Genomic DNA, 20,565 nt, shown 5'->3' on the forward strand with positions numbered 1-20,565 from the left:
TGTCAATTAAAGATGACACTTGCGAGTCTGGCAAGTTTTACATTTCCACAGGCGCACGGTTTCATCCTTCTGTCAGCTCGAACCGGCAGGCTGGGTCGCCGCAGGCACAGCAGGCGGTTTCCCGAACGGTCACGCCCGGCCAGACAAGGCGCGAGAAAAGCCTTTCGAAAACAGCGGCATGCCAGATACATTGCGGCCTGTCGGCCTGCCATCCGGCGATCAGCGGGTTGTCATGGACCGAAAACACCAGCGGCCTGCGGCTGACCACGTCAAACCGGCCGGTTCCTGCGAATGTCCAGGCGTGACGGGCAATCGCGGTTGACAGCAGGGGCGCGGCGACTCGGCCCGGAAGCAGGCGCAGAACGGCTTGAGCCGGACGGGGAATGCGGTGGGCCAGGATATAGTCGCCGGTCGCAAGACCCGACGCGCGCAGGATCGGTTCGGCCTCGTCGGGCCTGAGTTCGCGCAGCGCCCGATGAACGGCGGCGCAATCCTCCTGCGGCAGCATGGACGCATCGGGCGGCGGCCGCGCCACGCCCGCGCGGCTCAGCACGTGGGCGCACAGATCACCCAGGCCGCGCCGTTCCAGAACGTCCACCAGTTGCAGGATGGCATTCGGCCCGATCCGGGCTTCGGCCTGCATCGCGGATCACTCCGCCGGTTCCTGCATCTGTTCCTTTCCGCCCCCGCAGGCCATCGCATGCGCCTGTTCGGGCAGGACGAAATCCTTGCGGCGGGTTTCGGCGCGTTCCTTCATCTGTTCGCGCACGGCTTCCTGCCGCTCGCGGTGCTTGCGCGACCGTTCGGCGGCGGCCTCCCAGTCGGCGACCTGCGCCGGGGCAAGCTTGCGGGTTTCGTCGAAGTGGAAATCGACCTTGTCCTTGGTCTGCGGACCCCAGTAGCCCGCCTTGCCCAGATCATAGAAAGTGCGCCCCACGCCCGCCTTCAGGAAGGCCTTCAGGCATCCCAGCAGATAGCGACGGCGAAATCCGGTTCCGCGCCAGGGATAATGGAACAGCGCCTTCTTCATGTAGAAGCGGCGATAGTTCTTCATCACCCCGTCCAGCAACTCGCCCCGCGTCATCGCCTCGGGCTTCATGATCGGGGTGACGAAATTGTATTTCGAAAAGTCGAACACCTCGACCTTGTCACCCAGCTCCTGGAACAGGGGGGTGAAGGGCCAGGGCGTGTACATCGACCAGTTTGCAAGGTCGGGCTGCCAGTCCCAGGCCATGCGATAGGTTTCTTCAAGCGTTTCGGGCGTCTCGTTGTCGAGCCCGACGATGAACTGCGCCTCGGTGAAGATGTCGGCCTCGCGCAGAAGGCGGATGGCCTCCTTGTTCTGGGCGACGGTGGTTTCCTTGTTGAACATGTCCAGCTTCATCTGCGCGGCGGCCTCGGTCCCCAGGCTGATGTGGACAAGCCCCGCCTCGCGATAGAATTTCAGCAGGTCACGGTCGCGGTAGATGTCGGTGACGCGGGTGTTGATGCCCCACTTCACCCGATGGTTCAGGCCCCGGTCGATCAGTTCCTGACAGAATTCCACGAACTTCTTCTTGTTGATGGTCGGTTCCTCGTCGGCAAGGATGAAGAAGCCGACGCCGTGGTTGTCGACCAGGTCCTCGATCTCGTCGGCGACCTTCTTGGGGTCGCGCACGCGGTAATCGCGCCAGAACTTCCATTGCGAACAGAAGGAACAGGTGAACGGGCAGCCGCGGGCAAGGTTCGGGATGGCCACCTTCACGCCAAGGGGAATGTAGATGTAGCTGTCCCACTGGATCAGCGACCAGTCGGGCGCGATACCGTCAAGGTTCTTCACCGTCGGCGCGGCGGCGGTGGCGACGATCTCGTCGCCGTCACGGAAGGCCAGCCCGCGGATCTTGCGCCGGTCGGCCATGTAGCGGCCATCGCGGACGGCCTCGGCCAGTGCAACCATGATCTCTTCGCCTTCGCCGCGCACGATGACATCGACCCAGGGCGCCTCGGTCAGAACCTGGGGATACATGAACGTCGCATGCACACCGCCCAGAACCCGCAGCGCATCCGGCACGACTTCGGAGGCAATGCTGAGAACCTCTTCGGCGGCATAGATTGACGGCGTGATCGAGGTCACGCCAACCAGGTCGGGTTTCAGTTCGGCCAACCGCGCGCGCAGCGTCTCGCCGTCCACATGGTGGGTCATCGCGTCGATGAAATGGATATCGTCAAATCCCGCGCGCTTCAGGCTGCCCGCAAGATAGGCGACCCAAGCCGGCGGCCAGTTGCCCGCAATCTCTGCGCCGCCCGAGTGATAGTTGGGATGAACGAACACGATGCGCATGGCGGCCTCCTGCGTGATGCGGCATCCGTCAGGAGCGACGGTGTCAAGCAAGATTGACACATGGCAGGCAGAGTCGATTTGACTTGGATCAAGTCAGAGGCGACGGATCACTCCGTCGCCTTGTTCAGGATGCCGAATTTCCGCAGCTTCACATAAAGCGACTGACGCGACAGGCTAAGGAGTTCGGCCGCCGCCGCGCGATTGTTGCCCGACATCTCCAGCGCGGCCTCGATACACATCTTTTCGATGATCTCGGTCGTTTCGGCCACGATGTCCTTGAGCGTGGAATAGCCCACAAGACGCATCACGTTGCGCAGGCCCTCGTTGTCGGCCGCGGCGGACGGCCAGACGATGCTGTCGGCCACGACGGAATCGCGCACGATGATCGCGACCAGAGGCTTGCCCCGATCCAGCACGAGCGTCGCGGAAAGTTCGACCGAAACCTCGCCCATGTAATCGGTGTTGAGCCGGGTGCGGTAATGGCGCAGATGTCCAACGCGCTTGACGTTGTCCATCAGCACCTTCAGGTCGACCGCACCGCGCGACAGGAAATCCGAAAAGGACCTGTCGATCACGACAGACTGGCTGTGACTGTCGGTCAGGTTCAGGAATGCCTCGTTCGCGGCCTTGATCACGCCGTTTCCATCCAGGAAGACGATCCCGTCAATGCCCTTTTCGAACAGGCTGTCCAGCATGGCGCTGCGGTCGCTCTGCTGGGTCTGCGCGCTTTCCGAAAGGCTGATGCGGCACAGCAGAAGCCGGTCACGCGAGGCGCGGAACATCTTGGCGTTGATCTTCACGCGCTGGCCGGTGCGGCGCACGTTCAGGTCAAGGAACGATGCGGTATCGTTCGAGGCATATTTGGACAGGGTTTCCAGCAACTCGCCCCGGCGGCGACCGTCGAATTCCTGCGCGATGGCGGCGTTCAGCAGATCGTTGCGCGGCGCCCCCAGAAGCCGCGCCGCCGAACTGTTCAGATCGACGATGCGCCCGGTGGTCGCGGAAACGATCAGCAGCGGGAAAGAGTTCTCCTCCATCAGCACGCGATAGCGCGTTTCAAGTTCGCGCTGCGCCTCGTGATCGCGGCCAATCGCACGGTGCGCAAGGACCAGCTGCTGCTGCACCTCGGCCAGGGGGCGCAGATCGCGCCCCATCAGCAGGACACGGCCCGAACCTTCCCATTTGCGGATCGCATAACGAACGGGAAATTCGTATTCGGCCGGCCCCGCATGGTTCAGTTCAAGCGTCTGGATGCCGCTGGCAGTGGCAAGGCGCTGACTGAGTTTTGCCCAGCTTTCCGCGGCGAAAAGGGATTCGATCGGTTGACCTTCCCAACCGCCGACATGGGCGGCAAGGCCGGACTGCGGATTTGCGAGAACGGTTTCGACAATGCCATCCGGCCCGACGACAAGCGTCAGGTCACTTGCAGCCGCGACCAGGTCCAGAACAAGACGTCTGGCGGCTGGGTCCGACGGCAGATCCGGAAGAACGTGGGCATCATCTGTCAATTCCGCCCCCTCTCAGAGCGTTTTTCGTTCGAACCCTTTGGCTTTTTTTGACTTCGCTATCAACCCCATCAGGTGTGGTTACGACGCCATACTCACCAAGAAAGGCAGAAAGATCACGTATTGCAAGGTCTGCATTTGTCGCGTGCAGCAATTCTTTGTCAGAGATCGGCACGGAACCGCCCACAAGGATGCGGATCGACCCGCGCGACAGCAGGCGCAGCGTCTTGACCAGACCGGCGGCAGAAGCCATGCCCGCCTGACATCCGACCGACACCAGCGCGATGTCGAACTGCGTCGTCGCCAGAAGCTGCGTCAGTTCCGCGGCCAGAGGCGCGATACGGACCGTCGCGGAAAGCCCCGCGTTCCGCAATTGGACCGCGATGACGAAAGCGCCCAGCGTGTGCTGTTCGGCCTCGGGCACCAGGATCAGCACCGACGGCCCGGCGACCCCGTCGGGATCAAGCAGGGTATCAATATGCCGCAGAACCCCATGAAGGCGTTCGGTGCGGATCGTCACGTCGACGAAACTGATCTCGTCGGCCTCCCAGCACTCGCCCAGACGGCGGGCGGCTGCCGGGACGTACTGACGCGCAACGGTGAAAGGCTCGACATGCCGCGCACGCATGATGTCGACAATAACAGCGGGATCATCCGATGACGTTCGGGACAGGGTATCCATGAAGTGATCAAGGTGATCCTGTTTCACATCCGCGCACTGCTGGTCGCGTACCGACACCAAATGTTCCAGCGCCTCCTTCGCGAGTCCACCAATCCAATCGACGACACAAAGGCCCTGGTCTTCCGGTATCCCTTCGTCACGCATCGGGAGCCCTCCCTTGGGCAACACCGCAGATGCCGGGGCAAGCTAGCACCGATGTAGTGCAATTAGAAGCCTACGACTCGCAGTCACCATACCACATCAAACCATCATTACTGTCTACATAAATTGACAGCCATTCCGCGAATTGGCACATGATCCATATCAAATCAATGTTTTTCAATATATTTTTTTGGAGTTGGAGTCTTCCGGTTTCCAGTTTTTGGGTCCGTCTCACACGAGACTGACACCCGCATAAAATGTAAATTTGAATTGACAGTCTGGCTGACTGGACTAGGCTGAGTGTAAACCTGATGAAGCATGAGGCGTCCGGATGTCTGCTGTTGCCTCGAAACCCCGCCACCCTCCGCTGTACACGCCCAGCCAGCGCGCCCGCCGGGATTCGACGCGCTGGACGACGGTCCAGGCGGTCCTCGCCCCGCTTCAGTTTCTGGTCTTCATCGTCTCGCTGGCGCTGGTGCTGCGGTACCTTTTCACCGGCGAGGGATATGGCGCGGCAACCGCCTCGATCCTTCTGAAAACGGCGCTGCTTTACACGATCATGGTGACCGGCGCGATCTGGGAAAAGGTCGTCTTCGGGCAGTATCTGTTCGCCCCCGCCTTCTTCTGGGAAGACGTCGTAAGTTTTGTCGTGATCGGCCTTCACACGCTCTATCTCTATGGTCTGATTACCGAAAATCTGTCGCCGCCACAGTTGATGGCGGTCACGCTGGCGGCCTATCTCACCTATGTCCTCAACGCCGGGCAGTTCCTTTGGAAACTGCGCATGGCACGGCGCGACATGGCGGCCGCCGACAGCCGCGACACGCTGGACGAGGGGGTGGCGGCATGAGCCTCGACACGCCCGTCAAAGGTTGCCTGCACACGCCCGTCCTGCGCGAACGCGGCCAGCGCGAGGTGTTCTGCGGACTGACCGGCATCATCTGGCTTCACCGCAAGATGCAGGATGCCTTCTTCCTTGTGGTGGGGTCGCGCACCTGCGCCCACCTGCTGCAATCGGCCGCCGGGGTGATGATCTTTGCCGAACCCCGATTCGGCACCGCGATCCTGGAAGAAAAGGATCTGGCCGGCCTGGCCGACGCCCATGAAGAGCTGGAACGCGAGGTTGCCCGCCTTCTGTCGCGGCGCCCCGACATCCGTCAGCTGTTCCTGGTCGGGTCCTGCCCGTCGGAAGTGATCAAGCTCGATCTGGGCCGGACGGCCGAACGGCTGAACCAGCGCCATGCGCCGCATGTGCGCGTCTACAACTATTCCGGCTCGGGGATCGAAACCACCTTCACCCAGGGCGAGGATGCCTGTCTGGCGGCGATGGTGCCCGGCCTGGCTGAAACCGATGCCGAAAACCTGCTGGTTGTCGGCGCGCTGCCCGATGTGGTCGAGGATCAGTGCCTGTCGCTTCTGCACCAGATGGGCGTGGATCAGGTGCAGTTGCTGCCCGCGCGCCGGGCCGCCGATGCGCCGAAGGTAGGGTCGCGCACCCGTTTCATCCTGACCCAGCCGTTCCTTGCGGACACGGCCGCCGCGCTGGAACGGCGCGGGGCCGAACGGATCGCCGCCCCCTTCCCCTTCGGCGAGGAAGGCACGACCGCCTGGCTGAATGCCGTTGCCCATGCGCGCGGCGTCCACCCCGAACGGTTCGAGAAAGTCACCGCCGCACCGCGCGCTCGCGCCCGCCGTGCGGTGGCCGCCCATGCCGAAACGCTGCGCGGCAAATCCCTGTTCTTCTTCCCCGACAGCCAGCTTGAGATTCCGCTGGCACGGTTTCTGGCCCGGGAATGCGGGATGCGCCCCCTTGAGGTGGGCACGCCCTATCTGCATCGCGCGCTGATGGAGCCGGAACTGGCCCTGCTGCCGGAAACGGCGCTGTCCGAGGGGCAGGATGTGGATCTGCAACTGGATCGGCACGCGGCCCTTGCGCCTGACCTGACGGTTTGCGGCCTTGGGCTGGCCAACCCGCTTGAGGCGGCCGGGCACCCCACGAAATGGGCGATCGAGCTGGTCTTCACGCCGGTCCATTTCTACGAACAGGCGGGCGATCTGGCGGGGCTGTTCAGCCGGCCCCTGCGCCGCCGCGCCATCCTTTCGGGCGAGGTGCGGCCATGAAGCTGACACTGTGGACCTATGAGGGCCCGCCGCATGTGGGCGCGATGCGTGTCGCGACCGGCATGAAGGGCGTGCATTTCGTGCTGCACGCGCCGCAGGGCGATACCTATGCCGACCTTCTGTTCACGATGATCGAACGGCGTAATCATCGCCCGCCGGTCACCTTCACCACCTTCCAGGCGTCCGATCTTGGCGCGGATACCGCAAGCCTGTTCAAGCGGTCGGCGCAGGCGGCGTTCGACCGGTTCCGCCCCGATGCGATGATCGTCGGGGCCTCCTGCACGGCCGAACTGATCCAGGACGATCCCGGCGGGCTGGCTGCGACGCTTGGCCTGCCCTGCCCGGTCGTCCCGCTGGACCTGCCCAGCTACAGCCGCAAGGAAAACTTCGGAGCGGATGAAACCTTCCTGGCGCTGGTCAGGGCGCTGGCCCGGTCGATGCCGCGCAGCGAAAGGGTTTCCTGCAACCTTCTGGGCGCGACCGCGCTTGGTTTCCGCCATCGCGACGACGTTGCCGAAATCGCCGGGCTTCTGGAACGGATGGGAATCGCAGTCAACGTGGCCGCCCCGCTGGATGCCTCGCCCGCCGATATCGCGCGGATGGGACAGGCCCATTTCAACGTGCTGCTTTATCCCGAAACGGGCGAGGGCGCGGCGCGCTGGATGGAACGCAATCTGGGCCAGCCCTACACAAAGACCGTGCCGATCGGCGTGGGCGCGACCCGCGATTTCATCGCCGAGGTGGCGCGGCTTGCCTCGGTTTCGGCGGATGTGCCGGAAACCGGCCTGCGCCAGCCGTGGTGGTCGGCCTCGGTCGACAGCACCTATCTGACCGGCAAGCGCGTTTTCATCTTCGGCGATGCGACCCATGCGATGGCCGCCGCCCGTGTGGCCGCAAGGGAAATCGGGTTCGAGGTGGTCGGTCTTGGCTGCTACAACCGCGAATTCGCCCGGCCCGTCCGCGCCGCTGCGAAGGATTACGGGATCGAGGCGCTGATCACCGACGATTACCTCGAGGTCGAGGCCGCCATCGCCGCCGCCGCGCCGGAACTGATCCTGGGCACGCAGATGGAACGCCACATCGGCAAACGGCTGGGGATTCCCTGCGCCGTCATCTCGGCCCCGGTACATGTGCAGGACTTCCCCGCCCGCTATTCGCCGCAGATGGGGTTCGAGGGCGCGAACGTCCTGTTCGATACCTGGATCCACCCGCTGGTCATGGGGCTTGAGGAACATCTGCTGACGATGTTCCGCGAGGATTTCGAATTCCACGACGCCGCCGGGCCCAGCCATCACGGCGGCAAGGCCGACCTGCGCCCCGTCGCCGAACCGCATATCCCCGAACCGGCCCCGGCCAATGTGATGGCGGCCCAGATGATCGAGGCGGCACAGGCCCTGGCCGAGGCGATCCGCTGGCTGCCCGACGCCGAGAAGGAACTGCGCAAGATCCCGTTCTTCGTCCGCGCCAAGGCCCGGCGGAACACCGAAAAATACGCCGCCGACCGTGGGCTGACCGCGATCACGATCGAAACGCTCTACGAGGCGAAGGCCCATTATGCGCGATGACAGCTTCACATCGCCGGACCTGACGCTGTCGCCCGATCCGATCCGGGCGGATGACGGGCTTTACCGGTTTGTGATCGTCACGCTGGATGCCCATGCGGCCGGTCCCGCGATGCGGGTGGCCGGACGGCTGGCCAAGGATTTTCCCGGCATCTCGATTTCGGTCCATGCCGCCGCGGAATGGGCCGAGAACCCCGCCGCCCTTGCCCGCGCACGCGCCGATGTGGCGCGGGCGAACATCATCGTGGCGAACCTGCTGTTCATCGAGGAACACCTGACCGCGATCCTGCCGCAGATGCAGGCGGTGCGCGACCGTCTGGACGCATTCGTGGGCGTGATATCGGATCCGCAGATCGTCAAGCTCACGCGGATGGGCGATCTGGACATGGCGCAACCCGCCTCGGGCGCGATGGCCTTCCTGAAGAAGCTGCGCGGATCGAAATCGCCTTCGGCCTCGTCGGGCGAAAGGCAGATGGCGTTGTTGCGGCGGCTGCCGAAGATCCTGCGCTTCATCCCCGGCAAGGCGCAGGACATGCGGGCCTGGTTCCTGTCGATGCAGTACTGGCTGGGCGGGTCCGACGACAACATCGAAGGCATGATCCGGTTCCTGGTCAGCCGCTACGCACCCAATCGCGACTGACGCCGGGTGCGCGCGGCCCCGCCGGTGGATTACCCGGATGTGGGCCTCTATCACCCCGACGTGCCGGGGCGGGTGTTCACCGATGCAGCGCTTCTGCCGCGCCCCGAAGGCGCGGTGGCGACGGTGGGCCTGCTGATGTTGCGGTCCTACATCCTTGCCTCGGACACGGCCCATTACGATGCGGTCATCCGCGCCTTCGAATCGCGTGGCCTCGCCGTGGTGCCGGCCTTTGCCGCGGGCCTCGACGGTCGCCCGGCGATCGACGCGTATTTCGGCGCTGGCCGGGTCGACGCGATGGTGTCGCTGACCGGGTTTTCGCTGGTCGGCGGCCCGGCCTATAACGACAGCCCCGCGGCGGTTGACGCGCTTGAGGCGCTGGATGTGCCCTATGTCGCGGCCCATCCTCTGGAATTCCAGACGCTTGGCCAGTGGGGCGGGGCCTGCGGCGGGCTTGGCCCGGTGGAAACCACCATGCTGATCGCCCTGCCGGAAATCGACGGCGCGACGAACCCGACCGTATTCGCCGGGCGGCATGACCCCGAAGGCTGCAACGGTTGCGCACGCGGCTGCAAGGCCCCCGCCGCCGAGGCGATGGCCGCCCGCGTCATGGCGCCCTGTTCCGAACGGATCGAGGCGCTGGCCGAAAAAGTGGCGCGGCTTGCCGCCCTGCGCAAGTCCAGCGTGGCCCAACGGAAGGTGGCCGTGGTTCTGTACGGCTTCCCGCCCAATGCGGGCGCGGTGGGAACGGCGGCCTATCTGGGGGTTTTCGAAAGCCTGTTCAACGTTCTCAAGGCGATGCAGGCCGATGGCTATGACGTCACCCTGCCCGCTTCGGTCGAGGATCTGCGCCAGGCGGTTCTGGGCGGCAATGCCGCCAGCTTCGGGCAACCGGCCAATGTGGCCGCGCGCATTCCGGCATCCGAACTGGTGCGCCGCACGCGCTGGCTGGGCGATATCGAACAGGTCTGGGGCCCGGCACCCGGACGTGCGCAAACGGATGGCGCGGATGTCTTCGTCCTTGGCCGGACCTTCGGCAATGTCTTTGTCGGCGTGCAGCCCGTGTTCGGCTACGAAGGCGATCCGATGCGCCTGTTGTTCGAAAAGGGCTTTGCCCCGACGCATGCCTTCAATGCCTTCTACGACTGGATGAAGCGTGATTTCGGCGCCGATGTGCTGCTGCATTTCGGGATGCATGGCGCGCTGGAATTCATGCCGGGCAAGCAGGCCGGCCTGTCAGAGACATGCTGGCCCGACCGGCTGATCGGCAACATGCCGAATGTCTATCTTTACGCCGCAAACAACCCGTCCGAGGCAACGCTGGCCAAGCGGCGCAGCAATGCGGTGACGATCACGCACCTGACGCCGCCGCTGGCGCAGTCGGGGCTTTACAAGGGGTTGCTGGACCTGAAGGACACCGTGGCACGGTTCCGCGCGACCGGCCCGGATGCGCCCGACCGCGACGACCTGATCGCGCTGATGCATGAACAGGCGCGCGCCGTGGACATGGCCGCCGACGATCCCGAAACGCTGTGGCTGCGGCTTCTGGAAACCGAAGGCGCGCTGATCACCGACGGGCTGCATGTCGTCGGCCGGCCGATCAGCGACCAGGCCCGCGCCGATTTCCTGGCGCTGATGCCCGACGATCCGGAAACGCGCGCGCGCGCCGACGATCTGTTGCGGCGCGAACATGAAATCCCGGCCCTGCTGCGGGCCCTGTCGGGGCGCTTCATCAGCCCGGTGCCCGGCGGCGACCTGATCCGCGCGCCCGAGATCCTGCCCACGGGGCGGAACATTCATGCCTTCGATCCGTTCCGGATGCCCACGGCATTCGCGCTGGCGGATGGCAAGGCGCAGGCCGAAAGGCTTCTGGCCACCCACCCCACCCTGCCGCGCACCGTGGCGCTGGTGCTGTGGGGCAGCGACAACATCAAGTCCGACGGCGGCCCGATCGCGCAGGCGCTGGCCCTGATCGGCGCGCGGCCCCGGTTCGACAGCTATGGCCGGCTGTGCGGCGCCGACCTGATCCCGCTGGCCGAACTCGGCCGCCCGCGCATCGACGTGGTGATGACACTGTCGGGTATCTTCCGCGACCTTCTGCCCTTGCAGACCCGGATGCTGGCCGAGGCCGCCTTCAAGGCCGCGACGGCCGATGAGCCGGTCGAGGCGAATTTCATCCGCGCCCATGCCCTGCGCTATGCGGCCGAAATGGGTGTCGACATGGAAACCGCCGCGCTGCGCGTCTTTTCCAATGCCGAAGGCGCCTATGGATCGAACGTGAACGTTCTTGTCGGGTCTTCGGCCTTTGGCGACGAAGACGAACTGGCCGATGCCTATCAGAACCGCAAGAGCTTTGCCTACGGGGTGAACGGCAAGGCCAAGGGCAATCCCGCGCTGTTGCAGAAGGCGCTGAAGGATGTGGACCTGGCCTATCAGAACCTGGAGTCGGTCGAACTGGGCGTGACCACGGTCGACCATTACTTCGATACCCTGGGCGGGATCGCCCGCGCGGTGAAACGCGCGCGGGGCGGGCAGGACATGCCGGTCTACATCGGCGACCAGACCCGCGGCGGTGGCGTTGTGCGCACCCTGGCTGACCAGATCGCGCTGGAAACCCGCTCGCGCAGCCTGAACCCCAAGTTCTTCGAAGGGCTGCTGAAGCACGGCGCCGAAGGCGTGCGCCAGATCGAGGCGCAGATTTCCAACACCTTCGGCTGGTCGGCGACGACCGGCAAGGTGGAGCCCTGGGTCTATCAGCGCCTGACCGAAACCTTCGTCACCGACGAAGCGATGCGCCGCCGTCTTGCGGCGCTCAATCCCGAAGCCTCGTCGCGCATGGCGCAGCGGCTTCTGGAGGCGTCCGACCGCGCCTACTGGACACCCGATCCCGAAACGCTCGCCGCCCTTCAGGACGCGGCGGATGAACTTGAGGATCGTCTGGAAGGGATCGCGGCGGAATGACCCGGATTTGCGCCATGCGGAACGGTCAGACCGGGGGGCCAGCCCCCCGGACCCCCCGGGATATTTGGGGACAGAAAATCGGGACCATCGGTTCCGGGAAGGAGACGACATGAGCCCGAGAGACGAGATCCCCGACCTGCGCGGGCTGGATGGCGAGGGCTCGGTGCAGGTCCAGATGGACCCGGCGCTGAAGATCGAGGGGGCCAAGGTCTTTTCCGTCTACGGCAAGGGCGGGATCGGCAAATCCACCACCTCGTCGAACCTGTCGGCGGCCTTTGCCGCCATGGGAAAGCGGGTGCTTCAGATCGGATGCGACCCCAAGCACGACAGCACTTTCACCCTGACGGGGCGACTGCAACCGACGGTGATCGATATCCTGAAAGAGGTCGATTTCCACGCCGAGGAACTGCGGCCCGAAGACTACATCACCGAAGGCTGGGGCGGGGTCAAATGCGTCGAGGCGGGCGGGCCGCCTGCCGGGACCGGCTGCGGCGGCTATGTCGTGGGCCAGACGGTCAAGCTTCTGAAACAGCATCACCTGCTGGAAGACACCGACGTGGTGATCTTCGACGTCCTGGGCGATGTGGTCTGCGGCGGGTTCGCTGCGCCCCTGCAACATGCGGATCGCGCGGTGATCGTCACGGCGGACGACTTTGACAGCATCTATGCGATGAACCGGATCATCGCCGCCGTGCAGGCGAAATCGGCAAACTACAAGGTTCGCCTGGCCGGCTGCATCGCCAACCGGTCGCGCGCCACGACCGAGGTCGACCGCTATTGCGCGCGTGTCGGATTCAAGCGGCTGGCGCATATGCCCGATTATGACGCGATCCGCCGGTCGCGGCTGAAGAAGAAGACGCTGTTCGAGATGCCGGACGAACCCGACATCGAACTGGCGCGGGCCGAATACCTGCGCCTTGCGCAAAGCCTGTGGACAGGAACCGACCCGCTGGCACCGATGCCCCTGCCCGACCGCGAAATCTTTGAATTGCTGGGGTTCGACTGATGTCCGACTACGGCCTTACCCGTGACCGGGTCGAAACCTATTTCGACCGCACCGCCACCCAGACCTGGGAACGGCTGACCTCATCCGACAAGGTCAGCCGCATCCGCGAGACCGTCCGCGAAGGGCGCGACCGGATGCGCGCGCTGATGCTGTCGCGCCTGCCCGCCGACCTGACCGGCGCGCGGGTTCTGGATGCGGGCTGCGGCACCGGTGCGATGGCCACCGAACTGGCGCGGCGCGGCGCGCATGTGGTGGGCGTCGACATCTCGCCCCAGCTGATCGGCATCGCGCGCCGCAGGCTCGATCCCGATCTGGCGGGGTTTGTGGAGTTTCACGCCGGCGACATGACCGACCCCGCGCTTGGCCGGTTCGATCACGCCCTGGCGATGGACAGCCTGATCTATTACCGCGACCGCGACATCGGCCAGATCATCGACGAGCTGTCGCACCGCTGCGCCCGCAACATCGTTTTCACCGTCGCGCCGCGCACGCCGTTCCTGATGGCCTTCTGGTCGATGGGCAAGCTGTTTCCCCGGTCGGACCGGTCGCCGGTCATGGTGCCGCACGATCCCCGCAGGCTGGCGCGGCATTGCCCCGGCCAGCTGCATCGCGTCGGGCGCGTGTCATCGGGTTTCTACATCTCGGAATGTCTGGAGCATCGCAGATGATCATCCGGCGCAAGCATGTGGCACAACTGGGGGCACGCTGGATGCCCTTTGCCGATGCGGCCTCTGCCGATCTGCCGCTTGGCCAGCTCTGGCGGCTGGCGCTGTTCCAGATTTCGGTCGGCATGGCGCAGGTGCTGCTTCTGGGCACGCTGAACCGCGTGATGATCGTGGAACTTTCGGTGCCCGCGATGGTGGTGGCGATGATGATCGCCATTCCGGTTCTGGTCGCCCCGTTCCGCGCGCTTCTGGGCCACCGGTCCGATACATACAGGTCGGCCCTGGGGTGGAAGCGCATTCCCTATCTCTGGTTCGGGTCGCTCTGGCAGATGGGCGGGCTGGCCGTCATGCCTTTCGCGCTGATCGTGCTGTCGGGCGACCAGTTCAAGGGGCCGACATGGGCGGGCGAGGTTCTGGCCGCGCTGGCCTTCCTCATGGCCGGTCTGGGCATGCACATGACCCAGACCGCGGGCCTTGCCCTTGCCGCCGACCGCGCCTCCGATGATACCCGGCCGCGCGTCGTGGCGATGCTTTACATCCTTTATCTTGTCGGCATGGGGATTTCGGCGATCATCGTCGGCTGGCTTCTGCGCGACTATGAACCGATCCTGCTGGTGCGCGTGGTGCAGGGCTGCGGCGCGGCGACCCTGGTTCTGAACATCATCGCCTTCTGGAAACAGGAACGTGTGCGCCCGATGTCGGCGGCCGAACGCGCGGCGCCGCGTCCGGCCTTCGCCGCCGCCTGGAAGGACCTGATGGCACAGGATGGCGCGCGGCGGCTTCTGGTCGTGGTGTTCATCGGCACGCTGGCCTTCAACATGCAGGATGTCCTGCTTGAGCCCTACGGCGGCCAGGTCCTGGGCCTTTCGGTTTCCGCCACGACGCTGCTGACCGGGGTCTGGGCGCTTGGTGCGCTTCTGGGCTTCATCTGGGCAACGCAGCGCCTGTCGCAGGGGGCGGAACCCTATCGCCAGGCGGCCCGTGGCCTGCTGTTCGGCATCGCCGCCTTTTCCGCCGTCATCTTCGCAAGCCCGCTGGACAGCGCCGCGCTGTTCTATGCCGGGGCCTTCGCCATCGGTCTGGGCAACGGCGTGTTCGGCCTGTCGACCCTGAATGCCGCGATGGCGCAGGCGCAGCGCAGCGCCGGCGCGGGGCTTGCGCTTGGCGCCTGGGGGTCGGCACAGGCCACCGCCGCAGGCCTTGCGATCCTGATCGGCGGGGTCCTGCGGGATGCTGTCAACCACATCGTCGACAGCGGTCTTGTCGGCGCGGTCCACGACATCAGCCTTGGCTATTCCGTGGTCTATCACATCGAGATCGCCCTGCTTTTCCTTACCCTTGCCGTTCTGGGCCCGCTTGTCCGGATCGGCAGCCTGAACCCTGCCACACCGGACCAAGGCCAGACGCGTTTGCGTCTCGCCGAATTCCCAACCTGACAACGGAGGACCCAGATGGTTGGTGTCAACTTCTTTGGAAATTTCGATCTGGCCAGCCTTTCGATCTGGCTGTTCTGGGGCTTCTTCGCCCTGCTCATCTACTACCTGCAGACCGAGAACATGCGCGAAGGCTATCCTCTGGAAAACGAGGACGGGTCCGTTGCCCCCAATCAGGGCCCATTCCCCGTGCCGAAGCCCAAGACGGTGATCCTGCCGAACGGACAGGGTTCGGTCACGCTGCCCTCGGCCGCAAACGAGGCCGCGCATCGCCGTGCCGATCTGGCGCTGGCCCGCACGGCCGTGTCCGAGGGTTTCCCGCACATGCCCACGGGCAACCCGATGCTTGACGGTGTCGGCCCTGCCTCATGGGTTCCGCGCAAGGACGCCGCCGAACTTGACGGCCACGGCCACGCCAAGATCCAGCCGATGTCGAAGATCGACGGCATGGCCGTCAGCGCCGGTGGCGATCCGCGCGGTCTGCCGGTTCAGGCGGGCGATCTGGAGGTCGTCGGCCGGATCAAGGACATGTGGATCGACGTGCCCGAACAGCTTGTCCGCTATCTGGAAATCGACCTGAACAGCGGCAAGTCGCGGCTGGTGCCGATGACCATGTGCAAGATCTGGTCGGATCGCGTGCGCATCAATGCGCTGACGTCCGACCTGTTCGACGACATCCCCGCAACGGCCGCCGCAGACAAGGTGACCAAGCTCGAGGAAGACAAGATCTCGGCCTATGTCGCCTCGGGCTGGCTTTACGCCAAGGGCCGCAAGCGCGGCTTCTGACCACGAAGGGAAGCGGCGCGCGCCCGCGCCGCTTCGTCTTACCCTACGTGACGGAGGGTCTGCCATGTCAGACCACGATTTCCGCTTCGAGCCGCAGCCCGGCCTGCCGGCGCCCCTGCCGGAAGGCGAGGCACTTCTCTGGCAAGGCAGCCCCGATGCAAAGGCGCTGGCGCGCGAAGCCTTCAAGATCAACTGGATCACCGGCTACCTTCTGCTGATCGCGGTCTGGCGCGGCGGCGCGGCCTTTGCCGATGGCGGGCTTGCGCGGTCCCTGGCCGTCTTCCTGCCCTACCTCGTGCTCGCGCTGGCCGGATATGCGGTGATCCGCGTCCTCGCCTGGGCCAGCGCCCGCGCGGCGATCTATTCGATCACCTCGAACCGCGTGATCCTGCGCATCGGCGCGGCGCTTCAGGTCACCTATACGGTTCCCTTCACCCGCATCGCGACCGCCAGCGCCGACATCCGCCCCGTGTCGGGCACCGGCACCATCGCGCTGGAGCTGACGGAAGGCGCGCAGCTTTCCTACCTTGTGCTCTGGCCTCACCTGCGGCCCGGATTTGCGCGCAAGGTGCAGCCTGCGCTGCGCTGCATCCCCGATGCCGCCCGTGTGGCCCGAATCCTGGCCGATGCCGCGCAGACGCGCCTGAACGAACCGGTCGTGACCCGCCGCCCGACGGCGGCAGGCGAACCGATCGCTGCGGAATAGGGGGTTCATCATGGCCTATCTCAAGACCCTGGCGAACCGTCCCAGCCCCGAACGCGAGATGATCCCGCGCGCCCTTCTGTGGGCGATGCTGGCGCTGGCGCTGGCGGCACTGGCGATCACCACCTTTGCCGTCCTGACAGACCGCCCCCCTGTGGGCCAGCCCGCCGCAGGCAACGTCGTGGCAGAACGGCTGGTCATCCTGGAAGGGCGCAGCGCGCAGGCCGTCACCGTCTATGACGCCGACGGCACGCTTCTGATGGAACTCGATCACGGCGGCTTCATCACCGTGATCCAGAACGCCGTGGCCCGCGAACGCACCGTGGCCCGCGTGCCCGGAAACCCGCCGATCCGCATCGTGCAATACGACAACGGGCGGCTTGTGGCGGAAGACCCGCATTCCAAGGCGTCGATCGAACTCTACGCCTTCGGCAAGGACAACAAAGCCGCATTCGAACGGCTGATGGCCCACAAGTAACAAAGGGAAACGCACTATGGGACTTTTCACGAAAGAAAGGGAAACCGTGCCCTGCACGGTCGAGGTCAGCCACCGTTTCGAAAGCCTGCATGCGCATGTGCGCTTTGACAACGGGGCCGTCATCCATCCGGGCGACGAGGTTCTGGTGCATGGTGCGCCGATCCTTGCCGCCTTCGGCGAATTGCTGGTCGAACAGCGCACCGCCACCATCACCCGCGCCTCGATGATCGAACGTTGGTGGACCCGCCTGACCGGCGATCTGGAATTCATGGAACTTTGTGAATTCTCGTTCAGCGAGGAGTTGATGGCATGAAAGACGCAACTTTCGACACCACGCACGGTGAACTGCATGCCGAGCTTTCGGACCGGTTCGACACCACGGCGATGGCCACCGAAACCACGCTGCTGAACCCGCGTTTCTACACCACCGATTTCGACGAGATGGACCGGATCGACGTATCCCCCGTCCGCGAACAGTGGGACGCGCTCCTGGCGCAAATGAAATCGGACCCGAACAAGGGCCATTTCAAGAAGACCGCCGACTGGGACCATGTCGACTGGGAAGGGATGGACCCGAAACTGCGGGCCGAATTCATCGACTTTCTGGTGTCATCCTGCACGGCCGAGTTTTCCGGATGCGTGCTTTACAAGGAAATGAAGCGTCGCGGCACCAATGCCGACATCTGCGAGCTGTTCAACTACATGGCCCGCGACGAGGCGCGGCATGCCGGCTTCATCAACGATGCGCTGCGGGAGGCGGGCGTGGCGGTGAACCTGGGCTTCCTGACCAAGGCCAAGAAATACACCTACTTCCGGCCGAAGTTCATCTATTACGCCACCTATCTGTCGGAAAAGATTGGCTACGCCCGCTATATCACGATCTTCCGCCACCTTGAGGCGCATCCCGAACACCGGTTCCACCCGATTTTCAAGTGGTTTAAGGAATGGTGCAACGACGAGTTCAGCCATGGCGAGGCCTTCGCCCTCTTGATGCGCACCGATCCGAAGCTGACGGAAAGCTTCACCAACAAGCTGTGGATCAAGTTCTTCCTTGTCGCCGTCTATTCCACGATGTGGGTGCGCGACCATGCCCGCAAGGATTTTCACGAGGCGCTTGGCGTCGACATCGACTGGTATGACCAGGAGGTGTTCCGCAAGACATCCACCATCGCCCGGCAGGTCTTTCCGATGGAGATCGACATCGACCATCCGGCGTGGATTCCGACGCTCCGCAAGATGAACGCGGCGATGCTGGACATGGAACGCGCAAAGCGCCGCGGTGGCCTGGGCGGCCGCATCGCACATGCCATGGCCTCGGCGCGCGCGGGGCTTGCCTTCGCGCGGCTTTATCTGATCCCGGTCATACCGAGGACTCCGCCCGCCAACGTGCGGCTGGAGCCGTCGTATTGACCGGTAACTCCCATACCACCGCTCATGCGGTGGCTGCGGTGCGGGATGGGCGCGTCCCGGCACCCGGTGCGGCACCCCTGTCATGGGGGTGCCGCATATGACCAATCCGTGGATCGTCGCCGCATCGGCCATCTTCCTGTGGTGGGCCTCGACCGGGGCCATCCTGTGGCGCGTCCGCCGCGCCGATCTGGGCGGGCCCGACGATCACCTGTGGTCGGTCCTTCTGGGCCTGCCGCTGCTGGTCGGTGGCGCGATCGCCGCACATGCCACCGTGCACGACCTTTCGGTCGCGGGTGTCTATGGCGGCTTTCTTTCGGCGCTGGCCCTCTGGGGCTGGATCGAGCTGGCCTTCCTTTCAGGCGTGCTGACCGGCCCCACGCGCGAACCTTGCCCTGCGGGCGCGCGCCTGCCGGAACGGCTATGGCGCGCGATCGGGACGATCCTGTGGCACGAACTGGCGTTGATTGCGGGGCTTCTGGTGCTGACACACCTCAGCCTGGATACCGCCAATCCCTTTGCCGCATTGACCTTCGCCACGCTGTTCTTCGCCCGCATCTCGGCCAAGCTGAACCTGTTCTTCGGCGCGCCGCGGATCCACACCGAATTCCTGCCGCGGCCGCTTGCGCATCTGCCCAGCCATTTCCGCAAGGCACCGATGACCGCGCTTCTTCCCGTCTCGATCCTCGGGCTGGCGGCGGCCACTGCCCATTGGGGCGCCGAGGCCGCCGCCGCGCAGGAGGATGCGCCGTTCATCGGCTATCTGCTGCTGGCCGTTCTGACCGCGCTGGCGCTGATCGAACATCTCTTCATGGTCGTGCCCGTGCCCGACCAGAAACTGTGGCGCTGGATGCTGCCCGAGGCCGCGCCGACCACGCCACCCACCGCCCCAGGCCCCTTGCCAAGGAAACAGACCGATGGATTTTGACAGCTTCTTCCGTGACCGCCTTGGCGATCTGAAATCAGAGGGCAACTACCGCATCTTCGCAGACCTCGAACGCCGCTGCGGCACCTTTCCGCGCGCCGAACGGCACCGCCCCGACGGCACGCAGGAAGAAGTGACCGTGTGGTGTTCGAACGACTACCTTGGCATGGGGCAGAACCCCGTCGTCGTCGAGGCGATGGTCGAAGCCGTGCGCGCCTGCGGCGCCGGGGCGGGCGGGACGCGCAACATTTCCGGCACCAATCACCACCACGTCCTGCTGGAACGCGAACTGGCCGATCTGCATGGAAAGGAAGCGGCGCTTCTGTTCACCTCGGGCTATGTGTCGAACTGGGCGGCACTTTCGACGCTGGGTGCAAAGATCCCCGGCGCGGTGATCCTTTCGGACGAAAAGAACCACGCCAGCATGATCGAGGGCATCCGCCATTCCCGCGCCGACAAGGTGCTGTGGAAGCACAACGACTGGCGCGACCTTGACCGCAAGCTGAAGGCCGTGGGCGACCGGCCCAAGATCGTGGCCTTCGAAAGCGTCTATTCGATGGATGGCGACATCGCCCCCATCCGCGAGATCGTCGAGGTCTGCGAGGCGCATGGCGCACTGTCCTACATCGACGAGGTCCATGCCGTCGGCATGTATGGCCCGCGCGGCGGCGGCGTCAGCGAGGAACGCGGCCTGGCCCATCGTATCGACGTGATCGAAGGCACGCTGGGAAAGGCCTTCGGCGTCGTGGGCGGCTATGTCACCGGCAAGGCGGATCTGGTGGATTTCATCCGCAGTTTCGCAAGCGGTTTCATCTTTACCACCGCCCTTCCCCCTGCCGTCGCGGCGGCGGCGCAGGCATCCGTGCGACACCTCAAGCACTCTGATGCCGAACGCCACCGGCAACGGGCGAATGTCGCCGCGGTGCGTGCGGCGCTGGATGCGCGCGGCATCCCCCACATGCCGAACGAAAGCCACATCATCCCCGTGATGATCGGCGATCCGGTGAAGTGCCGGATGATCTCGGACATGCTCATGGCGGACTGGGGCATCTATGTGCAGCCGATCAATTACCCCACGGTTCCGAAGGGCACCGAACGGCTGCGCATCACGCCCGGCCCGCTGCACCGGCCCGAGGATATCGACCATCTCGTGAACGCGCTGACGGCACTCTGGCAGCGCTGCGCCGTCGCCCACGCGGTTGCATGAGCGTGATTTGACTTTACCGACAGCCA

At 64.8% G+C, this 20,565-nt stretch carries 17 protein-coding genes and 1 pseudogene; 14 read left to right on the forward strand and 4 right to left on the reverse strand.

Annotation, left to right across the window (positions count from 1 at the left end):
• Positions 1-61 precede the first annotated feature (61 nt).
• From bchJ to E7811_RS07870, 4 genes are all read right to left on the reverse strand, one after another.
• Complete coding sequence (bchJ, locus tag E7811_RS07855) at positions 62-643, reverse strand: bacteriochlorophyll 4-vinyl reductase (RefSeq protein WP_136393965.1); 582 nt, start codon at positions 641-643, stop codon at positions 62-64.
• A 6-nt stretch (positions 644-649) separates the two neighbouring features.
• The gene (gene bchE, locus E7811_RS07860) at positions 650-2,320 is read right to left on the reverse strand and encodes a magnesium-protoporphyrin IX monomethyl ester anaerobic oxidative cyclase (RefSeq protein WP_136393966.1); all 1,671 of its coding nucleotides are present in this window, start codon (positions 2,318-2,320) and stop codon (positions 650-652) included.
• 107 nt (positions 2,321-2,427) lie between these two features.
• Positions 2,428-3,828, reverse strand: coding sequence for a transcriptional regulator PpsR (ppsR, locus tag E7811_RS07865; RefSeq protein ID WP_246020260.1), 1,401 nt, complete (start codon positions 3,826-3,828; stop codon positions 2,428-2,430).
• Complete coding sequence (locus tag E7811_RS07870) at positions 3,818-4,651, reverse strand: cobalamin B12-binding domain-containing protein (protein ID WP_136393967.1); 834 nt, start codon at positions 4,649-4,651, stop codon at positions 3,818-3,820. The genes ppsR and E7811_RS07870 overlap by 11 nt, the downstream gene beginning before the upstream one ends.
• A gap of 328 nt (positions 4,652-4,979) precedes the next feature.
• Between E7811_RS07870 and bchF the strand changes: the two genes are divergently transcribed.
• The 14 genes and pseudogenes from bchF to hemA all read left to right on the forward strand — a co-directional run bounded on the left by bchF (position 4,980) and on the right by hemA (position 20,539).
• Positions 4,980-5,498 carry a 2-vinyl bacteriochlorophyllide hydratase gene (gene bchF / locus E7811_RS07875; protein WP_136393968.1) on the forward strand — a complete coding sequence of 173 codons (519 nt, stop codon included), beginning with the start codon at positions 4,980-4,982 and terminating at the stop codon, positions 5,496-5,498.
• On the forward strand, positions 5,495-6,769 hold the full coding sequence (locus E7811_RS07880) for a ferredoxin:protochlorophyllide reductase (ATP-dependent) subunit N (protein WP_136393969.1): 1,275 nt from the start codon (positions 5,495-5,497) through the stop codon (positions 6,767-6,769). Before bchF ends, E7811_RS07880 begins: the two co-directional genes overlap by 4 nt.
• The gene (gene bchB / locus E7811_RS07885; protein WP_136393970.1) at positions 6,766-8,334 is read left to right on the forward strand and encodes a ferredoxin:protochlorophyllide reductase (ATP-dependent) subunit B; all 1,569 of its coding nucleotides are present in this window, start codon (positions 6,766-6,768) and stop codon (positions 8,332-8,334) included. The genes E7811_RS07880 and bchB overlap by 4 nt, the downstream gene beginning before the upstream one ends.
• Positions 8,324-11,929: pseudogene (locus E7811_RS07890) on the forward strand (magnesium chelatase subunit H). The gene bchB and the pseudogene E7811_RS07890 overlap by 11 nt, the downstream one beginning before the upstream one ends.
• 109 nt (positions 11,930-12,038) lie before the next feature.
• Complete coding sequence (bchL, locus tag E7811_RS07895; RefSeq protein WP_136393971.1) at positions 12,039-12,935, forward strand: ferredoxin:protochlorophyllide reductase (ATP-dependent) iron-sulfur ATP-binding protein; 897 nt, start codon at positions 12,039-12,041, stop codon at positions 12,933-12,935.
• A complete protein-coding gene (gene bchM / locus E7811_RS07900) occupies positions 12,935-13,603 on the forward strand; it encodes a magnesium protoporphyrin IX methyltransferase (protein WP_136393972.1) in 669 nt (222 codons plus the stop codon). The genes bchL and bchM overlap by 1 nt, the downstream gene beginning before the upstream one ends.
• Positions 13,600-15,036 carry a PucC family protein gene (locus E7811_RS07905; protein WP_136394281.1) on the forward strand — a complete coding sequence of 479 codons (1,437 nt, stop codon included), beginning with the start codon at positions 13,600-13,602 and terminating at the stop codon, positions 15,034-15,036. Before bchM ends, E7811_RS07905 begins: the two co-directional genes overlap by 4 nt.
• Before the next feature lie 15 nt (positions 15,037-15,051).
• Positions 15,052-15,819 (forward strand): photosynthetic reaction center subunit H, encoded by a 768-nt coding sequence (gene puhA, locus E7811_RS07910; RefSeq protein WP_136393973.1) that lies wholly within the window; start codon positions 15,052-15,054, stop codon positions 15,817-15,819.
• Positions 15,820-15,883: 64 nt separating this feature from the next.
• Positions 15,884-16,525 carry a photosynthetic complex putative assembly protein PuhB gene (gene puhB, locus E7811_RS07915; RefSeq protein WP_136393974.1) on the forward strand — a complete coding sequence of 214 codons (642 nt, stop codon included), beginning with the start codon at positions 15,884-15,886 and terminating at the stop codon, positions 16,523-16,525.
• Positions 16,526-16,535: 10 nt separating this feature from the next.
• Complete coding sequence (puhC, locus tag E7811_RS07920) at positions 16,536-17,000, forward strand: photosynthetic complex assembly protein PuhC (protein WP_136393975.1); 465 nt, start codon at positions 16,536-16,538, stop codon at positions 16,998-17,000.
• A gap of 16 nt (positions 17,001-17,016) precedes the next feature.
• A complete protein-coding gene (locus E7811_RS07925; protein WP_136393976.1) occupies positions 17,017-17,313 on the forward strand; it encodes a hypothetical protein in 297 nt (98 codons plus the stop codon).
• A 71-nt stretch (positions 17,314-17,384) separates the two neighbouring features.
• Positions 17,385-18,410: a magnesium-protoporphyrin IX monomethyl ester (oxidative) cyclase gene (gene acsF, locus E7811_RS07930; protein ID WP_246020319.1), complete on the forward strand. Its 1,026-nt coding sequence runs from the start codon at positions 17,385-17,387 to the stop codon at positions 18,408-18,410.
• Between the two features lie 97 nt (positions 18,411-18,507).
• Entirely contained in the window at positions 18,508-19,335 is an 828-nt protein-coding gene (gene puhE / locus E7811_RS07935) for a putative photosynthetic complex assembly protein PuhE (protein WP_136393978.1), read from the forward strand.
• Positions 19,325-20,539, forward strand: coding sequence for a 5-aminolevulinate synthase (gene hemA, locus E7811_RS07940; protein ID WP_136393979.1), 1,215 nt, complete (start codon positions 19,325-19,327; stop codon positions 20,537-20,539). Before puhE ends, hemA begins: the two co-directional genes overlap by 11 nt.
• Positions 20,540-20,565: the final 26 nt, after the last annotated feature.

The organism is Aliigemmobacter aestuarii (assembly GCF_004799285.1).
Classification (GTDB): Bacteria; Pseudomonadota; Alphaproteobacteria; order Rhodobacterales; family Rhodobacteraceae; genus Aliigemmobacter; species Aliigemmobacter aestuarii.

Bases quoted from the DNA above. Each gene is read 5' to 3' on its own strand.
- bchJ (WP_136393965.1), bottom strand. From the start codon at position 643: ATGCAGGCCGAAGCCCGGATCGGGCCGAATGCCATCCTGCAACTGGTG.
- bchE (WP_136393966.1), bottom strand. From the start codon at position 2,320: ATGCGCATCGTGTTCGTTCATCCCAACTATCACTCGGGCGGCGCAGAG.
- E7811_RS07870 (WP_136393967.1), bottom strand. From the start codon at position 4,651: ATGCGTGACGAAGGGATACCGGAAGACCAGGGCCTTTGTGTCGTCGAT.
- bchF (WP_136393968.1), top strand. From the start codon at position 4,980: ATGTCTGCTGTTGCCTCGAAACCCCGCCACCCTCCGCTGTACACGCCC.
- E7811_RS07880 (WP_136393969.1), top strand. From the start codon at position 5,495: ATGAGCCTCGACACGCCCGTCAAAGGTTGCCTGCACACGCCCGTCCTG.
- bchB (WP_136393970.1), top strand. From the start codon at position 6,766: ATGAAGCTGACACTGTGGACCTATGAGGGCCCGCCGCATGTGGGCGCG.
- bchL (WP_136393971.1), top strand. From the start codon at position 12,039: ATGAGCCCGAGAGACGAGATCCCCGACCTGCGCGGGCTGGATGGCGAG.
- bchM (WP_136393972.1), top strand. From the start codon at position 12,935: ATGTCCGACTACGGCCTTACCCGTGACCGGGTCGAAACCTATTTCGAC.
- E7811_RS07905 (WP_136394281.1), top strand. From the start codon at position 13,600: ATGATCATCCGGCGCAAGCATGTGGCACAACTGGGGGCACGCTGGATG.
- puhA (WP_136393973.1), top strand. From the start codon at position 15,052: ATGGTTGGTGTCAACTTCTTTGGAAATTTCGATCTGGCCAGCCTTTCG.
- puhB (WP_136393974.1), top strand. From the start codon at position 15,884: ATGTCAGACCACGATTTCCGCTTCGAGCCGCAGCCCGGCCTGCCGGCG.
- puhC (WP_136393975.1), top strand. From the start codon at position 16,536: ATGGCCTATCTCAAGACCCTGGCGAACCGTCCCAGCCCCGAACGCGAG.
- E7811_RS07925 (WP_136393976.1), top strand. From the start codon at position 17,017: ATGGGACTTTTCACGAAAGAAAGGGAAACCGTGCCCTGCACGGTCGAG.
- acsF (WP_246020319.1), top strand. From the start codon at position 17,385: ATGGCCACCGAAACCACGCTGCTGAACCCGCGTTTCTACACCACCGAT.
- puhE (WP_136393978.1), top strand. From the start codon at position 18,508: ATGACCAATCCGTGGATCGTCGCCGCATCGGCCATCTTCCTGTGGTGG.
- hemA (WP_136393979.1), top strand. From the start codon at position 19,325: ATGGATTTTGACAGCTTCTTCCGTGACCGCCTTGGCGATCTGAAATCA.